The sequence below is a fragment of the Neobacillus sp. CF12 genome (genome assembly GCF_030348765.1).
In the GTDB taxonomy this organism is placed as follows: domain Bacteria; phylum Bacillota; class Bacilli; order Bacillales; family Cytobacillaceae; genus Neobacillus.
The window spans coordinates 2,745,784-2,763,044 of record NZ_JAUCEU010000007.1 but is presented as its reverse complement, the minus strand read 5'-3'; the positions used below and the strand labels follow the sequence as shown (position 1 = coordinate 2,763,044).

At 38.2% G+C, this 17,261-nt stretch carries 20 protein-coding genes; 19 read left to right on the top strand and 1 reads right to left on the bottom strand.

All coding sequences use genetic code 11. The features are described from left to right. Nucleotides 1–30: 30 nt before the first annotated feature. The 9 genes from QUG14_RS13160 (at nucleotide 31) to QUG14_RS13120 (ending at nucleotide 9,582) form a co-directional block, all read left to right on the top strand. Nucleotides 31–1,770, top strand: a complete 1,740-nt coding sequence (locus QUG14_RS13160) for an ABC transporter ATP-binding protein (RefSeq protein WP_289340984.1) — start codon at nucleotides 31–33, stop codon at nucleotides 1,768–1,770. Continuing rightward, nucleotides 1,767–3,557, top strand: coding sequence for an ABC transporter ATP-binding protein (locus QUG14_RS13155; protein ID WP_289340983.1), 1,791 nt, complete (start codon nucleotides 1,767–1,769; stop codon nucleotides 3,555–3,557). Before QUG14_RS13160 ends, QUG14_RS13155 begins: the two co-directional genes overlap by 4 nt. 148 nt (nucleotides 3,558–3,705) lie before the next feature. Beyond that, the gene (locus QUG14_RS13150) at nucleotides 3,706–4,980 is read left to right on the top strand and encodes an L-cysteine desulfidase family protein (protein ID WP_289340982.1); all 1,275 of its coding nucleotides are present in this window, start codon (nucleotides 3,706–3,708) and stop codon (nucleotides 4,978–4,980) included. Between the two features lie 59 nt (nucleotides 4,981–5,039). Beyond that, nucleotides 5,040–5,213, top strand: coding sequence for a hypothetical protein (locus QUG14_RS13145; protein ID WP_289340981.1), 174 nt, complete (start codon nucleotides 5,040–5,042; stop codon nucleotides 5,211–5,213). A gap of 167 nt (nucleotides 5,214–5,380) precedes the next feature. Further along, nucleotides 5,381–6,625, top strand: coding sequence for an MDR family MFS transporter (locus QUG14_RS13140; protein WP_289340980.1), 1,245 nt, complete (start codon nucleotides 5,381–5,383; stop codon nucleotides 6,623–6,625). A gap of 18 nt (nucleotides 6,626–6,643) precedes the next feature. Next, nucleotides 6,644–7,189 carry a GNAT family N-acetyltransferase gene (locus QUG14_RS13135; protein ID WP_289340979.1) on the top strand — a complete coding sequence of 182 codons (546 nt, stop codon included), beginning with the start codon at nucleotides 6,644–6,646 and terminating at the stop codon, nucleotides 7,187–7,189. Between the two features lie 133 nt (nucleotides 7,190–7,322). Next, nucleotides 7,323–8,096 carry an amino acid ABC transporter substrate-binding protein gene (locus QUG14_RS13130; RefSeq protein WP_289340978.1) on the top strand — a complete coding sequence of 258 codons (774 nt, stop codon included), beginning with the start codon at nucleotides 7,323–7,325 and terminating at the stop codon, nucleotides 8,094–8,096. A 64-nt stretch (nucleotides 8,097–8,160) separates the two neighbouring features. Next, a complete protein-coding gene (locus QUG14_RS13125; RefSeq protein WP_289340977.1) occupies nucleotides 8,161–8,820 on the top strand; it encodes an amino acid ABC transporter permease in 660 nt (219 codons plus the stop codon). A gap of 15 nt (nucleotides 8,821–8,835) precedes the next feature. Next, the gene (locus QUG14_RS13120) at nucleotides 8,836–9,582 is read left to right on the top strand and encodes an amino acid ABC transporter ATP-binding protein (RefSeq protein WP_289340976.1); all 747 of its coding nucleotides are present in this window, start codon (nucleotides 8,836–8,838) and stop codon (nucleotides 9,580–9,582) included. A 51-nt stretch (nucleotides 9,583–9,633) separates the two neighbouring features. Here the strand turns inward: QUG14_RS13120 and QUG14_RS13115 are convergent, their stop codons facing one another. Next, complete coding sequence (locus QUG14_RS13115) at nucleotides 9,634–10,062, bottom strand: VOC family protein (protein WP_289340975.1); 429 nt, start codon at nucleotides 10,060–10,062, stop codon at nucleotides 9,634–9,636. A 202-nt stretch (nucleotides 10,063–10,264) separates the two neighbouring features. On the opposite strand from QUG14_RS13115, the gene hpt reads away from it, so the two are divergent. From hpt to QUG14_RS13065, 10 genes are all read left to right on the top strand, one after another. Beyond that, nucleotides 10,265–10,768 carry a hypoxanthine phosphoribosyltransferase gene (gene hpt, locus QUG14_RS13110; RefSeq protein WP_483310805.1) on the top strand — a complete coding sequence of 168 codons (504 nt, stop codon included), beginning with the start codon at nucleotides 10,265–10,267 and terminating at the stop codon, nucleotides 10,766–10,768. A 29-nt stretch (nucleotides 10,769–10,797) separates the two neighbouring features. Beyond that, the gene (locus QUG14_RS13105; protein WP_289340972.1) at nucleotides 10,798–11,025 is read left to right on the top strand and encodes a hypothetical protein; all 228 of its coding nucleotides are present in this window, start codon (nucleotides 10,798–10,800) and stop codon (nucleotides 11,023–11,025) included. A gap of 96 nt (nucleotides 11,026–11,121) precedes the next feature. After that, entirely contained in the window at nucleotides 11,122–11,700 is a 579-nt protein-coding gene (locus QUG14_RS13100) for a LemA family protein (protein ID WP_289340971.1), read from the top strand. Beyond that, complete coding sequence (locus tag QUG14_RS13095; RefSeq protein ID WP_289340970.1) at nucleotides 11,697–12,452, top strand: TPM domain-containing protein; 756 nt, start codon at nucleotides 11,697–11,699, stop codon at nucleotides 12,450–12,452. The genes QUG14_RS13100 and QUG14_RS13095 overlap by 4 nt, the downstream gene beginning before the upstream one ends. Before the next feature lie 90 nt (nucleotides 12,453–12,542). Next, nucleotides 12,543–13,481 carry a heme o synthase gene (gene cyoE, locus QUG14_RS13090; RefSeq protein WP_289340969.1) on the top strand — a complete coding sequence of 313 codons (939 nt, stop codon included), beginning with the start codon at nucleotides 12,543–12,545 and terminating at the stop codon, nucleotides 13,479–13,481. A 184-nt stretch (nucleotides 13,482–13,665) separates the two neighbouring features. After that, complete coding sequence (locus QUG14_RS13085; protein WP_289340968.1) at nucleotides 13,666–13,812, top strand: cytochrome C oxidase subunit II; 147 nt, start codon at nucleotides 13,666–13,668, stop codon at nucleotides 13,810–13,812. Between the two features lie 13 nt (nucleotides 13,813–13,825). Further along, on the top strand, nucleotides 13,826–14,293 hold the full coding sequence (locus QUG14_RS13080; protein WP_289340967.1) for a cytochrome c oxidase subunit II: 468 nt from the start codon (nucleotides 13,826–13,828) through the stop codon (nucleotides 14,291–14,293). Nucleotides 14,294–14,312: 19 nt separating this feature from the next. After that, a complete protein-coding gene (locus tag QUG14_RS13075; RefSeq protein ID WP_289344137.1) occupies nucleotides 14,313–15,995 on the top strand; it encodes a cbb3-type cytochrome c oxidase subunit I in 1,683 nt (560 codons plus the stop codon). A gap of 72 nt (nucleotides 15,996–16,067) precedes the next feature. After that, nucleotides 16,068–16,700, top strand: a complete 633-nt coding sequence (locus QUG14_RS13070) for an SCO family protein (protein ID WP_289340966.1) — start codon at nucleotides 16,068–16,070, stop codon at nucleotides 16,698–16,700. A 3-nt stretch (nucleotides 16,701–16,703) separates the two neighbouring features. Beyond that, entirely contained in the window at nucleotides 16,704–17,261 is a 558-nt protein-coding gene (locus QUG14_RS13065) for a hypothetical protein (protein ID WP_289340965.1), read from the top strand.

Sequence of the window (17,261 nt, the reverse complement as noted above, 5' to 3'; positions counted from 1 at the left end):
ATAAAATAAAATTTCGCGGGGGGATTAACTATGAATTTATTAAAAACTACATTGGCTCATTTTAAACCATATTGGAAGAAATTGCTGCTTGCACTTTCTTTCTCTTTAGTAGGCGGAGCATTTACAATCTTGCCTCCTATATTGGCAGGAAGATTAGTAGACGAGGTAATTGGGGCTAGACAGACAACCTTTTTACTATGGATTGTCGCTGGTGTTCTAGTCGCTTTCTTAGGAAAATCGCTGTTTGAAACCTTGCAGGAATATGTGCAGGTTAAAATCGGTCTAGATGTTATAACCGACATGCAAATTCGAGCATTTAAAAAGCTGCATCGGACACCGATGTCGTTTTTTTCAACCACACCAAGAGGTGATATGTTATACCGTCTTACTCATGATGTGGAGTCCATTCAAAACCTGAATAATACAGTGGTGCCACGTATTTTACAGCAAGTTATTGGCGCGATTGCCGCATTTTCAGCGGTATTTGTTTTGTATTGGCCAGCAGCCATCGTGATGTTTGTCGTATTTGCTATTTATATTTTCCCGTCATTTAAATTAGGAAAAGTAATGAGAAAGATGAGTGCTACACAGAGAGATATGAGTGCAGATATGTATCAACACCTGCAGGAGAGTATTGAGAGTATTCGTTTAGTTAGAACCTTTCAAACACAAAAGAAAGAGATTGAAACTCAACAAAAGAAATTATTAGATTGGAAAAACTTCTCCATTCGTGCAGCATTAATCGGAAAGGTAAACTGGCGCTTAGGAAATTTGTTTAATATTGCAACTCCTGGTGTTGTGATGTTAATTGGCGGATTCTCGATTTGGGAAGGGAATATAACGATTGGAACCCTAGTAGCATGTCTTAGTTTTATTCCAATCATGTTTCTACCTGTACGCTCATTAGCGGAAAATGCGTTAACTATTCAACAGGCAATTCCGGCTTTGCAGAGAATCTATGAATATTTCGATTTACCGGAAGAGCATGAGGGAAGTTTACCATCTTTTGAGAAAGTAGATGGGAAGATAAACATGGAAAATATCTGGTTTACCTATCCATCAAGCGATAAACAAATTTTAAAAGGAGTTTCCCTTTCTCTTGGGGCAGGAAACCACATAGGGATTGTTGGAACAAGTGGCGGCGGAAAAAGTACACTAATTCAACTATTACTCGGACTGTATGAACCAGATAAGGGAACTGTCGAAATAGATGGGAAAAATCTTTTTGCTTATAATCGAAACAGTTTTAGGCAGCAAGTAGGGGTTGTTTCTCAAGAAACCTTCCTATTAAACAGTACACTAAGGAACAATCTTCTATATGGAAAACCTGATGCAACAATTGAAGAGTTGGATCGTGCCGTAGAGGCTGCAGGTTTAAAAGAGTTAATACAATCGTTAGAAGAAAAGTATGAAACGGTTGTAGGCGAGCGCGGTTTAAAACTATCCGGCGGACAAAGACAACGTGTGGCATTAGCAAGGGCTATCTTACGCCAACCACCTATCCTAATATTTGATGAAGCAACGTCCTCCTTGGATGGGGAAACAGAAGAAAAAGTTCAAGAGGCACTTGAACAATTAATCCCAGGAAGAACGACGATTACCATTGCCCATCGACTGATTACAGTTAGGAACGCTGATAAGATTCTCCTCTTAGACCAGGGGATGGTTGCGGAAGAGGGTACACATGAAGAACTTCTTGCGTTAAAAGGCCAATATTATGAATTATACAAAGCACAATATAGCGAGTTAGAAAAGGAGATGATTGGATGAACGTAAACATTGTCTCCGAAACAAAAAAGAGTCGTGATGGTCGAAGAGTACTGGCTTTTTTAAAGCCTTATAAAAAGTGGGTCATAGCGGACTCCATTGTTATTGCGATCAGTCAGGTTTTTTCAGCATTAATACCAACTTTAGCGCTTAGTTGGTTAATTGATAGTATTATTCCGAATGAAAATCACTCCTGGCTTTGGGGATTAATGTGGTTATTAATTTTTTCTGCTATTTTTGATTTGGTCATGATGGTAATTGATGAGTATTTTTGCCATCAAACAGCCAAGACGGTAACCAATTGGCAAAAACTTCGTTTGTTTAGTCATTTGCAGGTATTGCCCTATTCCTTTTATCATAACAATTCTTCAGGTGAACTACTGGCAAGGGTTTCAGATGATCCAGATACTCTCCATAACTTTCTTGCATGGGAAGGTTCGACTTTCATGGCGAGTGTCCAGGGAGTTATTATTTATAGTTTTGTGCTGCTTTGGATTCATCCTTATTTAATGATTACCAGTGTGGTTCTAGGTATTATCTTTTATTGGACCTCCAATTATGTGGGAATCAGGACTAGATCTGCCTCCGCTGATGCAAGGCAGGAGGCTTCCCGGTATCTTGAAAGACTGAGAGAATCTGTTACAGGAATTCATTTATCACGGGTTATGGGCGTTTCCGAAAATGAGGTTGAAAGTGTTATAGCTATCAGAAACTCTTTCGTAAAGCATTCCATTAAGGAACTAAAAGCAAGAATGCAATCCGTAGTGGTCATTGCCAGCTATAATGGATTTGCTTTAGGGATTGTCTACTTAATTAGTACATTATTGATTTGGAACGATGGTTTGACAAGTGGACAGATGCTGACTGCTGGGGGATTAGTTACGATAGCGGCCAATGAAATGCAGCGATTGCTGCGCAACTGGCTTTCTGTGAGAAGAACAGGTCCGGCACTAGATCGTTCAGACATTCTCCTATCGAACCTGCCAGCGGAAGCTGAAATAATGGAAGGTGTCCGAGGTGATCGGGCTAACGGCAGTATTAGACTTAAAGAGGTAACATTTGCCTACCCAGAAAAAGAAGAAAATGTATTATCTAGTGTTACTTTTGATATTCATGCGGGTGAAAAAGTGGCCTTGGTTGGACCAAGTGGATCAGGCAAGTCTACCATCGTTGATTTGCTATTTAGATTATATGAAACAAAAAATGGTGTGATAGAAGTAGATGGAAGAAACATTACCGAATGGGATACATCGTGGCTGCGGTCACAAATAGCGATTGTAACCCAAGATGTTCAATTGCGCAGCGGTTCATTAGCAGATAATCTAAGAATCGGAAAGCCAGATGCTAGTGATGAGGAATTACTAAAAGCATTGCATGATAGTGGTCTGGATGAACTAGTGGAGAGCCTGCCTGATGGTTTAAATACAAAGGTAGGAGAACGCGGCAGTCTATTATCAGGCGGACAAAAGCAGCGATTATCGCTGGCTAGAGCAATAATAAAAGATGCGCCAATTCTCATTCTGGATGAAGCAAGTTCGGCACTCGATCCGATTACGGAAACGAAAATCAACGAGTCTGTACTGAAAACAGGGAAGAAACAAACGATTCTCATTATTTCACACCGGCTTTCTACAGTACTCTCAGCTGATAAGATTATTGTTCTAGAAAATGGAACCATTGTTGAACAAGGTGGACATGCGGAGTTACTTGAAAATAATAATGGTGTCTATGCAAGATTGTTTGGAAGAGAAGCAGAAATTGGCGAAGAAACAATCAGTCATTCAATGTGATAAAGTCATTTAAAAGAGTCTTTCGTTCCCTAGAAAGACTCTTTTTTATTCGATATTGACTATTTGGTAAAAATACCCCAAATTTATAGCTGCTCTTCTATGGTAATATCTTAGATAAGGTATTTTAAAAAAGTAGGTGTGGAACATAATGGAGAAGAATAAAATAGAAGCCATTCTCGAAAAAGAATTAGTTATTGCGCTTGGCTGTACGGAGCCTGTTGCGATTGCATTGGCCGCAGCAACGGCTAAAAGCTATGCCAAAGGGAAAATAGAAGAGATAGTGTTAAAAGCAAGTGGAAATATAATAAAAAATGCTAAATCTGTTGGGATTCCAGGAATGACATCCAGTGGTCTTGACTTCTCTGTAGCACTTGGAGCAGTTGCGGGAGATCCAACGAAACAACTGGAAGTATTGGATGGACTTACTTTTGAAGATGAGCAGTCTGCGTTAAAACTAATCGAGGATGGTAAAGTATCATCTGCTCAAGCAAATACACCGAAAAGACTCTATATTGAAGTCACCATAAAAACCGATCAGGGTACATCTAAAGTGGTTATTTCTGATAATCATAGTAATATCACTTTAATCGAGGTTGATGGTAAGGTTGTGTTTACAGGGGGATGCGAGAATATAGGCTTCCAATCGGATGAAGAGGAATTAGTTACACTTACGATTGATGAGATCGTTGATTTTGTTCAAAAGGTCGATATTAACAATTTATCTCTCGTAAAAAAGAGTATCGTATTAAATAGAATCATTGGAAATGAAGGACTATCTGGAGATTATGGATTAAAAGTAGGGAAGACCATTAAGGAAAATGTAAAAAAGGGAATACTATCAGATGATATCGCCACTGCGGCAATGTCACTAGCTGCAGCTGGGTCAGATGCTAGAATGGCAGGTTCAACACTCCCGGTAATGGCGAACACTGGTAGTGGGAATCAAGGAATAGCTGTAACCCTTCCAGTTGTGGCAGTCGCAGAGAAACTGCAGGTTTCAGAGGAAGAAATGATTCGAGCAGTTGCACTTAGCCATCTTATTACCATTCACATCAAATCGAAATTTGGAAGGCTTTCAGCACTATGCGGTGTAACTGCTGCTGGAATGGGTGCAAGTGGAGCAATTGTATATTTACTTGGAGGTCATTTACAGCAAATTAAAGCAGCGATTCAAAACACCATCGGAAATGTTTCTGGAATGATTTGTGATGGTGCGAAGGCTGGATGTGCAATGAAAGTATCCACATGTTCGAATGTTGCAGTTCAATCAGCATTATTGGCACTCAACAATCAAGAAATTAAATCCACCGACGGATTTATTCACGATGATGTGGAAAAAAGTATTGAAAGTTTTTGTAGGCTTGGAAATGAAGGAACAAGACATACGGACGAAATAATTCTAAAATTAATGATGGAAAAGTAATCCTTATAATTTTGGTATATGTGCAGATACTATTTTTGAATTATTAAGGAGGTGCACATATGCCAAACGCTAAACAATACGTTGACCAAAGTATGTCATCGGTACAAAGTACGGTTGATACACTGCAACAAGCACTAAGTACCGCTGAAAAGCCAGATAACAAAAACAAGATTCAACAAGCAATAAATTCCCTTCAGTCCGTGCAGCAACAATTATCAGGATATCAAGATTAATAAGAACAGTGCCTGACATTAAGATGTCAGGCATTCTTTTTGTACTGCGTCCAAAATCTTAATAAAAAATGGTACATTTTCTCAGTTAAAAGTAGACATAATTTTGAAAATTAGTTATTTTTAAATAGCTATCTCTTTTTCCTAAAAGTTCTGAAAGGTGTGATTTTTTGACTTGGAAAGACTATCCCCAAAATATTAAAGTTCGACTGATAACCTCATTTTTTAACCGTGCGATTGCCAGCTCCGTAATGCCATTTATGGCACTCTTCTTTGCACAGCATAAGGGTGCGGTGTGGGCAGGTATTTTCTTAGCGATTACGGTCATTATAAGTTTTTTTATTAATTTTATCGGCGGCTATATTTCAGACCGCTTCCCTCGTAAAAAAATTATTATCACAACATCTGCGTCTAGTGCGCTTATGTTTGCTCTTATGACGGTAAGCTTATTGCCTGCTCAAAAATGGATTTTATTATTTGCGATTAGCTATGTGATTTTCACGATTACCAGCAGCCTCGGCCGTCCTGCTGTGCACGCAATTATCATTGACTCAACAACGCCTGAAAATCGGAAGAGTGTATATGCCCTTGATTATTGGCTGGTTAATTTAGCGATGGCTATCGGGGCTGCGTTAGGCGGACTTTTATATGTAAATCATCAATTAGAGCTTTTTATCACATTAACGGTTGTGTCTACTAGCTTGCCGATTGCCTATGGCATCTGGCTGCATGATACACGTGTGAAACTGTTAGAGAAAAAACATGAAAATATTTTTGTCGATCTATTCCAGAACTACAAAGTTGCGTTTCAGGATAAACCATTTGTCATGGTGGTTGCAGGGTCAATGTTTATCTTTGCAGCCGAATTTTCACTAAATAGTTATATCGGGGTGCGATTAGCGGAGGAATTTAAATCAGTATTTATCGGGAATTTTGAAGTGGCAGGGGTCAGAATGCTAAGCTTTCTTAACATTGAAAATATGCTGATGGTTGTGGCGCTAACATTCTTTGTTACCAAAATGACTGATAAATTTTCACCGCGGAAAATGCTGCTCTTAGGACTGCTGCTCTATAGTGCAGGCTATACCATCGTTACGTCTGCGAATATGTGGTATGTTCTGATAGTATTTAACGCGATTGCAACGATTGGCGAACTTATTTATTCGCCGATTGCAAATGCTGAAAAGGCAAATATGATGCCGGAGGATAAACGCGGTTCCTATTCTGCTTTTTCCAATTTAGGGTTTAACGGGGCAGATTTAATCGCCCGTGGTGCCATCGTCTTAGGGGCATTTTTGGTACCGACGATGATGTCCGTTTATCTTGGAATGATATTAATGGTAGGGACATTTCTACTCTATAGTGGACTTTTTGTGGTAAATAAAATTAGAGTTCAGAAAAATATATCAACGTAATGTTTAGGAGGCTTTTGGGTGCGAGAAGTCGAGATTCGAAGACCTAGAATTGAGGACATAGAGGAACTGAATCAATTTTTTAAGATCGTTATTACCGATACCTTTGCTAGAGAAGGACTCGCGGGGTTAATTGATGATATCGAAGCTGAAATTGATAGTAAGAAAAATTATTTGCAATTGGATTTAGATAGCAAGGGTGAGAAAAGGTATTTTTTAATTGCTAAGGCAGGAAACACCATTATTGGAACAATAGAATATGGTCCTGCTAGTAAACTGATTCAAGACTGTACCAATGGAGAACTAAGTAATCTTGTTGAAGTAGGAACGGTATTTGTACTTCCTGACTATCAAAGACTAGGAATTGGAAATAGACTGCTAGCAGAAATACTTCATACCTTAAAGGCCCGGGGAATTGCGGATTTCTGTCTCGACAGCGGCTACAGAAATGCCCAAACCATCTGGAAAAAGAAATTTGGTGAACCTGATTATTTACTAAAGGATTATTGGGGGCAAGGGCAAGATCATTTGATTTGGAAAATAGCAACGAGTGGAGTCTATTCCTAAAGGGATAGGCTACTTTTTATTATTCATTTTCTAGCTATTGTGTTAAATAATATTATAGTGTTATAATGTGGTAGTATGATAATATGGTAACGTACTAAAGTGAAATTAATATCTATAAAAGGGGTACATACAAATGAAAAAATTAGCAACTATGATTTTAATATTAACTGCAGTACTTTTAATTTTTACTGGGTGCTCAAAGTCAGCGAGTAAAGAGGAAGATACACTTATCATTGGTATCGATGATAAATTTGCACCAATGGGATTCCGTGATGAGGATAATAATATTGTAGGCTTTGATATTGACTATGCCAAAGCAGCCGCAGAAAAAATGGGAACAGAAGTTAAATTCCAGCCAATCGACTGGAAGACTAAAGAAGCAGAGCTAAGCAGCGGACGAATTGATTTAATTTGGAATGGATACACGATTACGGACGAACGTAAAGAGAAAGTCCTATTCACAAAGCCATATTTAAAAAATGCACAGGTAATTGTTACGCTTTCTGATTCAGAACTTACCAAGCTAGCTGATTTAGAAGGGAAAGTAGTTGGCCTGCAGTCACTTTCTTCTGCTTCTGATGCCCTAAACGCTTCAGCAATTAAAGATAAGGTTAAAACCGTAACCGAGTTTGCTGACAATGTACAGGCATTAACAGATTTAAAGAATGGCCGGTTAGACGCAGTGGTCATTGACGAAATCGTCATCAATTACTACATGGCGAAAGAGAAGGAAACCTTTAAGGTTCTTGATGAGTCACTTGCACCAGAAGAATACGGAATTGGTGTTAAAAAAGGAAATGAAGAATTACTGAATAAACTTCAAAAGGCACTTGATGAGATGAATGAGGACGGTACGGCTGCTAGCATTTCTGAGGAGTGGTTTGGAGAAGATAAAGTACTAAAGTAATATGAAAATAAGCTAGAACAGGATTTCCATTGGGAACCCTGTTTTGTTTTTGGAGGAGTTTTCAATGACGTTAGACTATTTCACGTCGATTCTTGTACCAATGCTTGAAGGTGCACAGATGACCGTTCTATTATTTTTTATTGCGATTATCGTCTCGGTTCCACTTGGTTTTATGCTGACTCTTGCTGTTAAAAGCAGTTTAAAGCCTTTATCATTACTCGCTCAGGGATATATTTATATCATGAGAGGAACCCCGCTATTACTACAATTGTTATTAATTTGTTTCGGTTTGCCGATGCTTCCAGTGGTCGGAGAATATTTAGTTCTAGATAGATTTGTTGCTGCCTGTTTGGGATTCGTATTAAATTACGCTGCATACTTTGCAGAAATATTCCGCGGTGGTCTTCTGGCCATTGATAAAGGACAGTATGAAGCATCTCAGGTTCTAGGTTTGAGTAAGTGGCAGACAACAACAAGGATCATTTTACCGCAAATGTTTCGGGTCACACTTCCCGCTATTGCGAACGAATCCGTGACACTTGTTAAAGATACGGCACTGCTCTATGCCGTTGCAGTACCTGAACTGCTGCACTACGCTCAAACAGCTGTGAACCGTGACTTTACGATTGTTCCATTTTTCGTGGCTGGTTTAATCTATCTTGTTATGACACTCGTTTTAACATTTATTTTTAAAGGAATTGAAAAAAGATACAAATTTGAATAAGAAGGATTGGTAATTGTGGCAATCATTGAAATATCCAACCTGAAGAAATCGTTTGGCAAGCTGGATGTATTAAAACAGATAACATTTGATGTTAATAAAAATGATGTGATAGCGGTAATTGGCCCATCTGGATCGGGAAAAAGTACAATGCTTCGCAGTTTAGTTCACTTGGAAGAAATAAATGCAGGAAGCGTTACGATTGCTGGTGAAGCCTTTGTTAAGGATGGAGTCTACGCAAAACCGCAGGAAATTAAAAAGATTACTTCTAAAATGGGGATGGTCTTCCAGCATTTTAATCTTTTCCCGCACCTGACGGTTAAGGAGAATCTAGAACTGCCTCCTAAATTGGTAAAGAACGAACCAGTTGCGTCCATTCAACAAAGAAGCACGGAGTTGTTAAGAAAAATTGGCTTGACAGAAAGAGCAGACGCCTATCCAGCCAGTCTATCAGGCGGTCAAAAACAAAGGGTTGCAATTGCGAGAGCATTAATGATGGATCCTGAAATCCTTTTGTTTGATGAACCTACTTCGGCATTGGATCCTGAGTTGACGGGTGAGGTTCTTGAAGTCATAAAGGCACTAGCACAGGAGCAGATGACGATGATCGTTGTTACACATGAAATGGGCTTTGCCAGGGAAGTGGCGAACCGGGTCATTTTCATGGATAACGGTGAAATTATTGAAACTGGACACCCCTCAGAATTGTTTACAAATCCTCAGAATGAACGGACAAAAGCTTTCCTAAGTAGAAGCTTGAAATAAGTAGAAAGGATACAGTCCATGAAAAGACTGTATCCTTTTTATTTGTAAAAATTAACTGCCATATTCTCCGCTATCATGACTTATCTGCCAATGAATACCGAATTTATCCGTGATTTGGCCATAGAGTTTAGCCCAGAAGGTTTCTTGGAGTTCCATTGTAACCGTACCGCCTTCTTTTAGCTGATCATACCAAGATTGGATATCATCTAAATTTTTACTTACCAAGGCCATTGTTATGTTGTTGCCTTCGACAAATGGTGATCCAGGAAAATTGTCGGAGAACATAACAGTACTTCCATCGATGTTCAGTCGAGTGTGCATGATTAAATTTTTTGATTCCTCTGGCATTGGGTAATCAGGATGTTGCGGTTGGTCACCAAAAGTCATAATTTGCGGTGCTTCCGTTTTAAAAACTTTCGCATAAAATTCTACTGCTTCACGAGTATTACCATTAAAAACTAGATAAGCATTAACTGGCATTTTCTTCACTCCTATTAAATGGTATATGTACAAATCTATTCTATCCGATAATTCAGATAATAGACAATTTCATTCCTATTTTTTGAGTTACATTTTTATTAAAAAATTGTATTCGAATCTATTTTTTGGAATAATAAACGATGTCTAGGATGTATTTTAACGAAAGAAGGTAGTAATCGTGGCATACAGAGTAAAAGATACGATGATTTCAGAGATTGAAATAAAAAAAAGAGTGAAAGAATTAGCAGAGGAAATCGAAAGGGATTTTAATAATGAGGCAATCATGTTAATCGTGGTGCTAAAAGGATCTTTTGTATTTGCTGCTGATTTAATTCGTGAAATGAAGGGAAATATAAACGTAGATTTCATTTCGGTTTCAAGTTATAGTGACCAAACAGAAACAACTGGAAAAGTAAAACTATTAAAGGACCTTGATGAAGATATCACGAATAAAAATGTGGTTGTGGTTGAAGATATCATAGACAGTGGATTAACATTGCATTTTTTGAGGGACCATTTGAATATGCATAAACCGAAGCAAATAAAAATTTGCACACTTTTAGACAAGCCTGAAAGAAGAAGAGTGGAACTGCCGGTGGATTATGTTGGCTTTGTGATCCCCGATGAATTCATAGTGGGTTATGGAATCGACTACGCGCAAAAGTATAGAAATTTATCTTATATTGCAACGGTGGAAGAGTGTTAGCTACCTAACCACATAGGAGGTTTTACGCTTTGACTGCAAATATTTCTAAAGGAAAGAAAGAGGAAGAAAAAAATAACCTTGAAGAAATCCTAGAGCATTCGATTGAAGTAGAAGAAGATTTAATGAGGACATATCTGATAACAGCAGAGCGGATTCACGATGATGATGAATTAAAGGAACGGCTCGAAAACTTTGCAGAAGGTAATGCCAAAAGAACAAAACAACTAATAGATGAATTAAATGAAAATAAAGAGTAGTAACTCAGAAGCTGCGCGGATTCAATCAATCCACGCAGCTTTTTTCATATTTCGAATACTAATTGTTACATACTATAGGAAAGGAGTGTGTTCTTCATGAAAAAAGGATATATGATTATAGGAATTATTGTTGTAGTAATTCTTTTATTTGCTGCAATGTTAATACCGAGCTATAACAACTTTGTTGAACTTGAAGAGAATGTTGACCAGTCATATGCTCAAATTGAGAATCAGCTTCAACGAAGGCTGGATTTAATACCGAACCTTGTGAATACGGTAAAAGGGTATGCGTCACATGAAAAAGAAGTAATTGCTTCTATTTCAGATGCACGTGCAAGGTTGGCAGGAGCTAACACAGTCGAAGAAGAAGCAACAGCGAATGCAGAATTAACAGGTGCATTAAGTAGATTGCTTGTAGTAGTGGAAAACTATCCGAATTTAAAAGCAGACCAGCAGTTTACACAATTGATGGATGAGCTTTCAGGAACAGAAAATAGAATTTCAGTTGCTAGGAAAGATTACAATGATCAGGTCGCCGTTTATAACAAGAAGATAAAGCGATTTCCAGGAGCACTCATAGCAGGGATGACCGGTTTTGATGAAAAAGAATACTTCACCGCTGATCCTAAAGCTGCCGAAGCACCAGAGGTTAACTTTGGAGGCAATGGCGAATGAAACCGAAAGCGGTCTTCGGCCTTTTTTTTCTACTTTTTTTCCTTTTACAAGGTGGAGCATTAGCTGAGGATATCAAAATGCCTGCTCCGATTGGCGATATTTATGTACAAGATTTTGCGAAGGTATTAACTCAAGATGAAGTAGAAGAAATAAGAAGATTAGGAAGAACCATAGAAGATCAAACAACAGCACAAATTTCCGTGTTAACAGTGGATACCATTGGTGAAAACACAATCGAGGAATATGCAAATGAAGCCTTTAGGCAATATGGGATTGGAAATGAAAAAGAAAACAATGGAGTATTGATTGTTATTGCTGTTACAGATCGGTTAATTAGAATTGAAGTAGGCTATGGGCTCGAGGGGAGAATTCCTGATGGAAAAGCAGGGCGTATTCTTGATGAACATGCTATTCCCTACCTTCAAAATGAGCAGCACAACAAAGCGATTATCGAAACGTATAAGGTTTTAGCAAATGAAGTTTTAGCCGAATATGGCCAAGAAGGAGGCATGGCGACACAAGAAAATCAAGCTCAACGGACTACAGGAGATGCAGGATTCGGAATACCTTCGTGGCTTTTGATCCTACTAGTTGTTGCTGTGATATTTCTTGATTTTAAATTCTTTGGAGGAACACTTACCTATCTTCTTCTTTCAATCATTTCCCGCGGGGGAGGAAGAGGCGGCGGTGAAGGACCACGAGGCGGCGGCGGTGGGTCTTCTGGAGGCGGTGGTGCAGGACGAGGATGGTAAGTTCAACCAAAAAGTGATTCATATCATGCATAAGGCTTATGATGTATGATTTAATAATAGGGAAGGAATTAAGTTTGGAGGTTTAATAAAATGAGTAAAGATGGAATATCTTCTTTTCAGAAGGTTGGGAAAGAACTTTTAATAGATGAACGTAATCCCTCTAGCTTAATCTCAGATCTAAAGTCACTTTTTAAAGCTGGTGTATTAGTCGCAAATGTACTGCCTGTTTTTACTGGTTTCTGGTTAGCGCTGCATTTTTCTAATCGTTCGTTCAGTGATTACTGGGAAGTATTTTTGTTAACAGTTATTGGCAGTACAATGGTAATGGCAGGAGCACTCGTCCTTAATAATTGGTATGATGTTGATATTGATACGATTATGGAAAGAACGAAAAATCGCCCGACGGTAACAGGAAATATCCCTCTAAAAGTGGTTTTGACGATGGGGATTGTTTTAACGATATTGGGTTTAATTCTCTTACTCTTTACTACTATAGAAGCAGTCATATACGCTTTTGTGGGATGGTTCACCTATGTCATTTTGTATACGATGTGGTCAAAGCGAAGGTATACACTTAATACGGTAATTGGCAGTATTTCGGGGGCCGTTACCCCGTTAATTGGATGGGCAGCGATTGAGTCAAGCATTCATATTGTTCCAATTATATTGTTTCTGATCTTATTTATTTTTCAAATGCCACATACCTTTGCGATTGCCATGAAGAAATGTAAAGAATATAAAGCTGCTGGTGTTGCCATGCTTCCTGTCGTACACGGGTTTAAAATGACAAAACGGCAAATTGTCGTTTATGTTGCTTGTTTGCTGCCTTTACCTTTTTATTTAACACAGCTTGGTATGACATTTATTGTCCTTGCGACCATACTAAATGTTGGATGGTTAGCTGTGAGTATCAGCGGATTTTTCACGAAAGATGACTTAAAATGGGCTCATGTCATTTTTCTGTATTCAGTAAATTATGTAACGATACTATTTCTTACAATGATAATTGTTACATTGCCTCTATTCTAAATAATTGTTAATAATCTTAAAAAAAGGCTGTCCCTGCTGACTTTGTAGGGGCAGCCTTTTTTGTCGTTCATAAATCTGTCACTTTTAAAACATCAAAATGCCACAATGTGATTCAGTTCACTTCAGTGAGAACGGCTCGCAATTATTATAAAGGTAAGAACAAATTAAGGGGGTTGAGTTTTCGATGGCAGCTACAAAGGTTACTCATAAAGGTAAAAAAGAAGAACAAGAAGCACCGCTAAAAGGAACATGGATTTCTGTAACAGTGGTTGGGGTCGTAATTGTTGCTACGTATATAGTTCTATACGGTCTTTACATGGCCAGAATATAAGGGGGATAGAGAGATGAAAATGCATCTTGATGAAAAAATATGGCTTACAATAAGTTTTGGTATCATTATGGGATTCATGTTAATCACTGGTTACCAAGCTTTTGCACTAGAAATGGGACCACCAAGTAATATGGAAACAATTGATCCGCAAAAGGTTGATGAAATAGCACCATTCGATAACCCAGGTGTTAAAAAAATTGGTGACAATGAATATGAAGTGGTCATGACGTTACAAGCGTTTGGCTTCACTCCAAACAACATTGAAATACCAGCTGGGGCAAAGGTTACGTTTATTATGACATCTAAAGATGTTGTTCACGGATTTGAAGTTGCTGGAACAAATATAAATGCAATGGTCATGCCAGGGCATATTCAAAAAATTACACAAAAGTTTGATAAGCCAGGCAATTATTTAGTTATCTGTAATGAATATTGTGGTGCGGGTCACCAAGTTATGAGTACAACGATTACGGTTAAATAAGGGGGGATAGTAGATGAAGATGGAAGCAGATTTAAAAGTAGGTTTTAAAGATAAAGCAAACAAAATGCTGGGATATTACCCAGAAGATGCAAAAATATCGAAATCATATATAGCTGTAGCATTTATCGCATTATTAGTTGGTGGATTTTTAGGATTATTACAAGGTTTAAACAGAGCAGGATTGTTGGAGTTACCAACTTGGTTTAACTACTATCAAGTCTTGACTGCACATGGATTACTGCTAATCCTCGTGTTAACAGCATTCTTTACGATTGGATACTTTTATGCAACACTTTCACATAATTTAGGTGGACTCCTTCCAAAAGTAAGGAAGCTTGCCTGGGTTGGTTTCTTCGTTAAGCTTGTCGGATTTGTATTAGCCGTCATTCCAATTTTAATGAATGAAGCATCGGTTATGTACACATTCTATCCGCCGATGGCTGCACATCCTGTATTTTATATTGGTTTAGCTTTAATCGTAGTTGGTGTTTGGTTATGCTGTATTGGAGCATTTATCCAAGTAGCGAATTGGAGAAAAAATCATAAAGGACAACACGTTCCAATTCTATCTTACTTCGCAACTGGTGTATTCGTTCTATTATTTTTCGCTCTAATGTTCGTAGCAGTTGAAGTATTATTTATGATTATTCCATGGGTATTTGGCTGGGTCGACACGATCAACGTAATGGTCGCTCGTACACTATTTTGGGCTTTTGGACACACATTGGTTAATATCTGGTATTTAACAGCTGTTTCTGCATGGTACGTAGTGGTACCAAAAGTTATCGGCGGAAAGCGCTGGAGTGATTTACTAACACGTGTGGTTATTATCGCTCTAGTTATTATGAACATCACTGGTGGATTCCATCACCAAATCATTGACCCAGGTATTAATGAAGTCGTTAAATTTATGCACGTATTTATGAGTTTGGCAATTGGATTCCCATCACTCATGACAGCATTTGCACTATTTGCTGTATTTGAGCGTACGGCTAGAAGAAAAGGCGGTAAAGGTTTAATTGGCTGGTGGAAGAAAATGCCGTGGGGCGATGTTCGTTTCCTAGCACCATTTATTGCAATGGTTGCCTTCATTCCTGCTGGAGCTGGCGGTATTGCACAAAGCACAAACCAATTAGACCAAGTTGTTCATAATACCATGTGGATTGTTGGACATTTCCACTTAACATTAGGTATGTCAGTTGTTATGACATTCTTTGGAATCAGTTATTGGTTAGTTCCTTTTATCTCAAACCGCGTATTAACACCGCAAATCAACCGATTAGGTGTTATCCAAACATGGATTTGGACTATTGGAATGATCTGTATGTCTGGTGCGATGCACTACGTTGGTTTGCTTGGTTCACCAAGAAGAACTTCTTACACAACTTATGGGGATCATGCAACAGCATTAGGCTGGGACCCATACTTGATGCTATTAGCAGTTGGCGGTACGTTACTAATTGTTGGTGTTATTCTACAAGTGTACGCCGTATTCAATATGATGTTCGTTGCACCTAAAGGTGAAACAGAATTCCCTATTGCTGAGGAAGAAGATAACGCAACAAAAACTCCATATATCACAGAACGCTGGGGACTATGGATTGTTATCATGTTAATTGTAGTAGCAATGGCATATGTAATTCCGTTAACAGAATTTATCGTAAATGCACCTCCAGGATCACCACCGTTTAAAACGTGGTAATAAGTAAAAAAGAGATAGCTCCAGATTTGGGCTATCTCTTTATTCTAATAAATAAATTTGGAAGTGGTCACTATGATCAATAATAGATATACGAAAATCTCATTTTTTCTTGTTATTATTTTTGGCCTTGGCTTGTTTTATATCGGAACCGATGGATTCACCGCATTTACTGCGGAAACTGCCAGAGTGCAGCAACTTAAAGATGATAAACCTAAATTCCCTGATGTTACGCTTGAGGACAGTATGGGACGAAAATATTCAATCTCTGAATTCGAAGATAAATATGTATTTATTACATTTCTCTATACATCCTGTACCACTGTTTGTCCTGAATTAGAATATAACATGAAGCAAGTTTACGATAAACTTCCTAATAGCGTTAAAGGAGAAGAAATAGTCTTTTTAAGCATAAGCTTCGATCCTGAAAGAGATACACCCGCTGTATTAAACAAGTACAAAGACTTTTTTAAAAGTGATGGTGAAACCTGGAGGATGGCAAGAATCCCGAACCAGGCTGAGTTAGAATCTTTATTAAAAGCATTTGGTGTCATTGTGATCCCAGATGATAACAGAAATTTTGCTCATAATTCTGCTTTTTATTTAGTCGATAAAATGGGCAGTCTGATTGACGTAATGGACTATAAAAAAATCGATGAAGCTGCTCAAAAGGTTGTTAACATCCTGGAAAACAGTGAGGAGGAGTAATCTATGAATCAGTCGTTTTATGGCTTACTTTTATACATTTTCTTAGTGATCCCTCCTGTTGCAAATTTCATGGAATCCGTGATGGTTATTCATATGCATATGCAAATGCCGATGCTGGTAATTGCGGGAATGTTAATGGCACGTTTTTTCCAAAAACGATTTCCGCATCTTTTTGAAAAGTGGAACAGTAATGGGGTTCCGGGAATTACGTTATTTGTTGTTATCATGGTATACTGGATGTTACCGCGGACAATGGATGAGGCATTGACTACTCCGCTTGTTGAAGGATTTAAATTTATCAGTTTACCATTTTTAGCGGGATTTGCTTTAAGAGACAGTTGGAAAAAACTTAATTCATTTGGGAAAAATTCGATTATAATTAGTTTTACGGTGCTATTTATTGGCTTAGGATGGTTATATATTTGGTCACCTGTGCAATTATGTAATAACTACTTAGTAATCGAGCAAGTAACTCTTGGATGGGGCTTTTTAACGACTGCCATTGGGATGATTGTCTATTTAGGCTATAACTTTTTTATTGACCCTTCCGCATATGAATGA

Coding starts and splice junctions, on each gene's coding strand:
- QUG14_RS13100 (WP_289340971.1), top strand. CDS start 11,122: ATGAAAAAAGGATATATGATTATAGGAATTATTGTTGTAGTAATTCTT.
- QUG14_RS13150 (WP_289340982.1), top strand. CDS start 3,706: ATGGAGAAGAATAAAATAGAAGCCATTCTCGAAAAAGAATTAGTTATT.
- QUG14_RS13085 (WP_289340968.1), top strand. CDS start 13,666: ATGGCAGCTACAAAGGTTACTCATAAAGGTAAAAAAGAAGAACAAGAA.
- QUG14_RS13065 (WP_289340965.1), top strand. CDS start 16,704: ATGAATCAGTCGTTTTATGGCTTACTTTTATACATTTTCTTAGTGATC.
- QUG14_RS13160 (WP_289340984.1), top strand. CDS start 31: ATGAATTTATTAAAAACTACATTGGCTCATTTTAAACCATATTGGAAG.
- QUG14_RS13125 (WP_289340977.1), top strand. CDS start 8,161: ATGACGTTAGACTATTTCACGTCGATTCTTGTACCAATGCTTGAAGGT.
- QUG14_RS13130 (WP_289340978.1), top strand. CDS start 7,323: ATGAAAAAATTAGCAACTATGATTTTAATATTAACTGCAGTACTTTTA.
- QUG14_RS13155 (WP_289340983.1), top strand. CDS start 1,767: ATGAACGTAAACATTGTCTCCGAAACAAAAAAGAGTCGTGATGGTCGA.
- QUG14_RS13095 (WP_289340970.1), top strand. CDS start 11,697: ATGAAACCGAAAGCGGTCTTCGGCCTTTTTTTTCTACTTTTTTTCCTT.
- cyoE (WP_289340969.1), top strand. CDS start 12,543: ATGAGTAAAGATGGAATATCTTCTTTTCAGAAGGTTGGGAAAGAACTT.
- QUG14_RS13080 (WP_289340967.1), top strand. CDS start 13,826: ATGAAAATGCATCTTGATGAAAAAATATGGCTTACAATAAGTTTTGGT.
- QUG14_RS13115 (WP_289340975.1), bottom strand. CDS start 10,062: ATGCCAGTTAATGCTTATCTAGTTTTTAATGGTAATACTCGTGAAGCA.
- QUG14_RS13145 (WP_289340981.1), top strand. CDS start 5,040: ATGCCAAACGCTAAACAATACGTTGACCAAAGTATGTCATCGGTACAA.
- QUG14_RS13075 (WP_289344137.1), top strand. CDS start 14,313: ATGGAAGCAGATTTAAAAGTAGGTTTTAAAGATAAAGCAAACAAAATG.
- hpt (WP_483310805.1), top strand. CDS start 10,265: ATGATTTCAGAGATTGAAATAAAAAAAAGAGTGAAAGAATTAGCAGAG.
- QUG14_RS13070 (WP_289340966.1), top strand. CDS start 16,068: ATGATCAATAATAGATATACGAAAATCTCATTTTTTCTTGTTATTATT.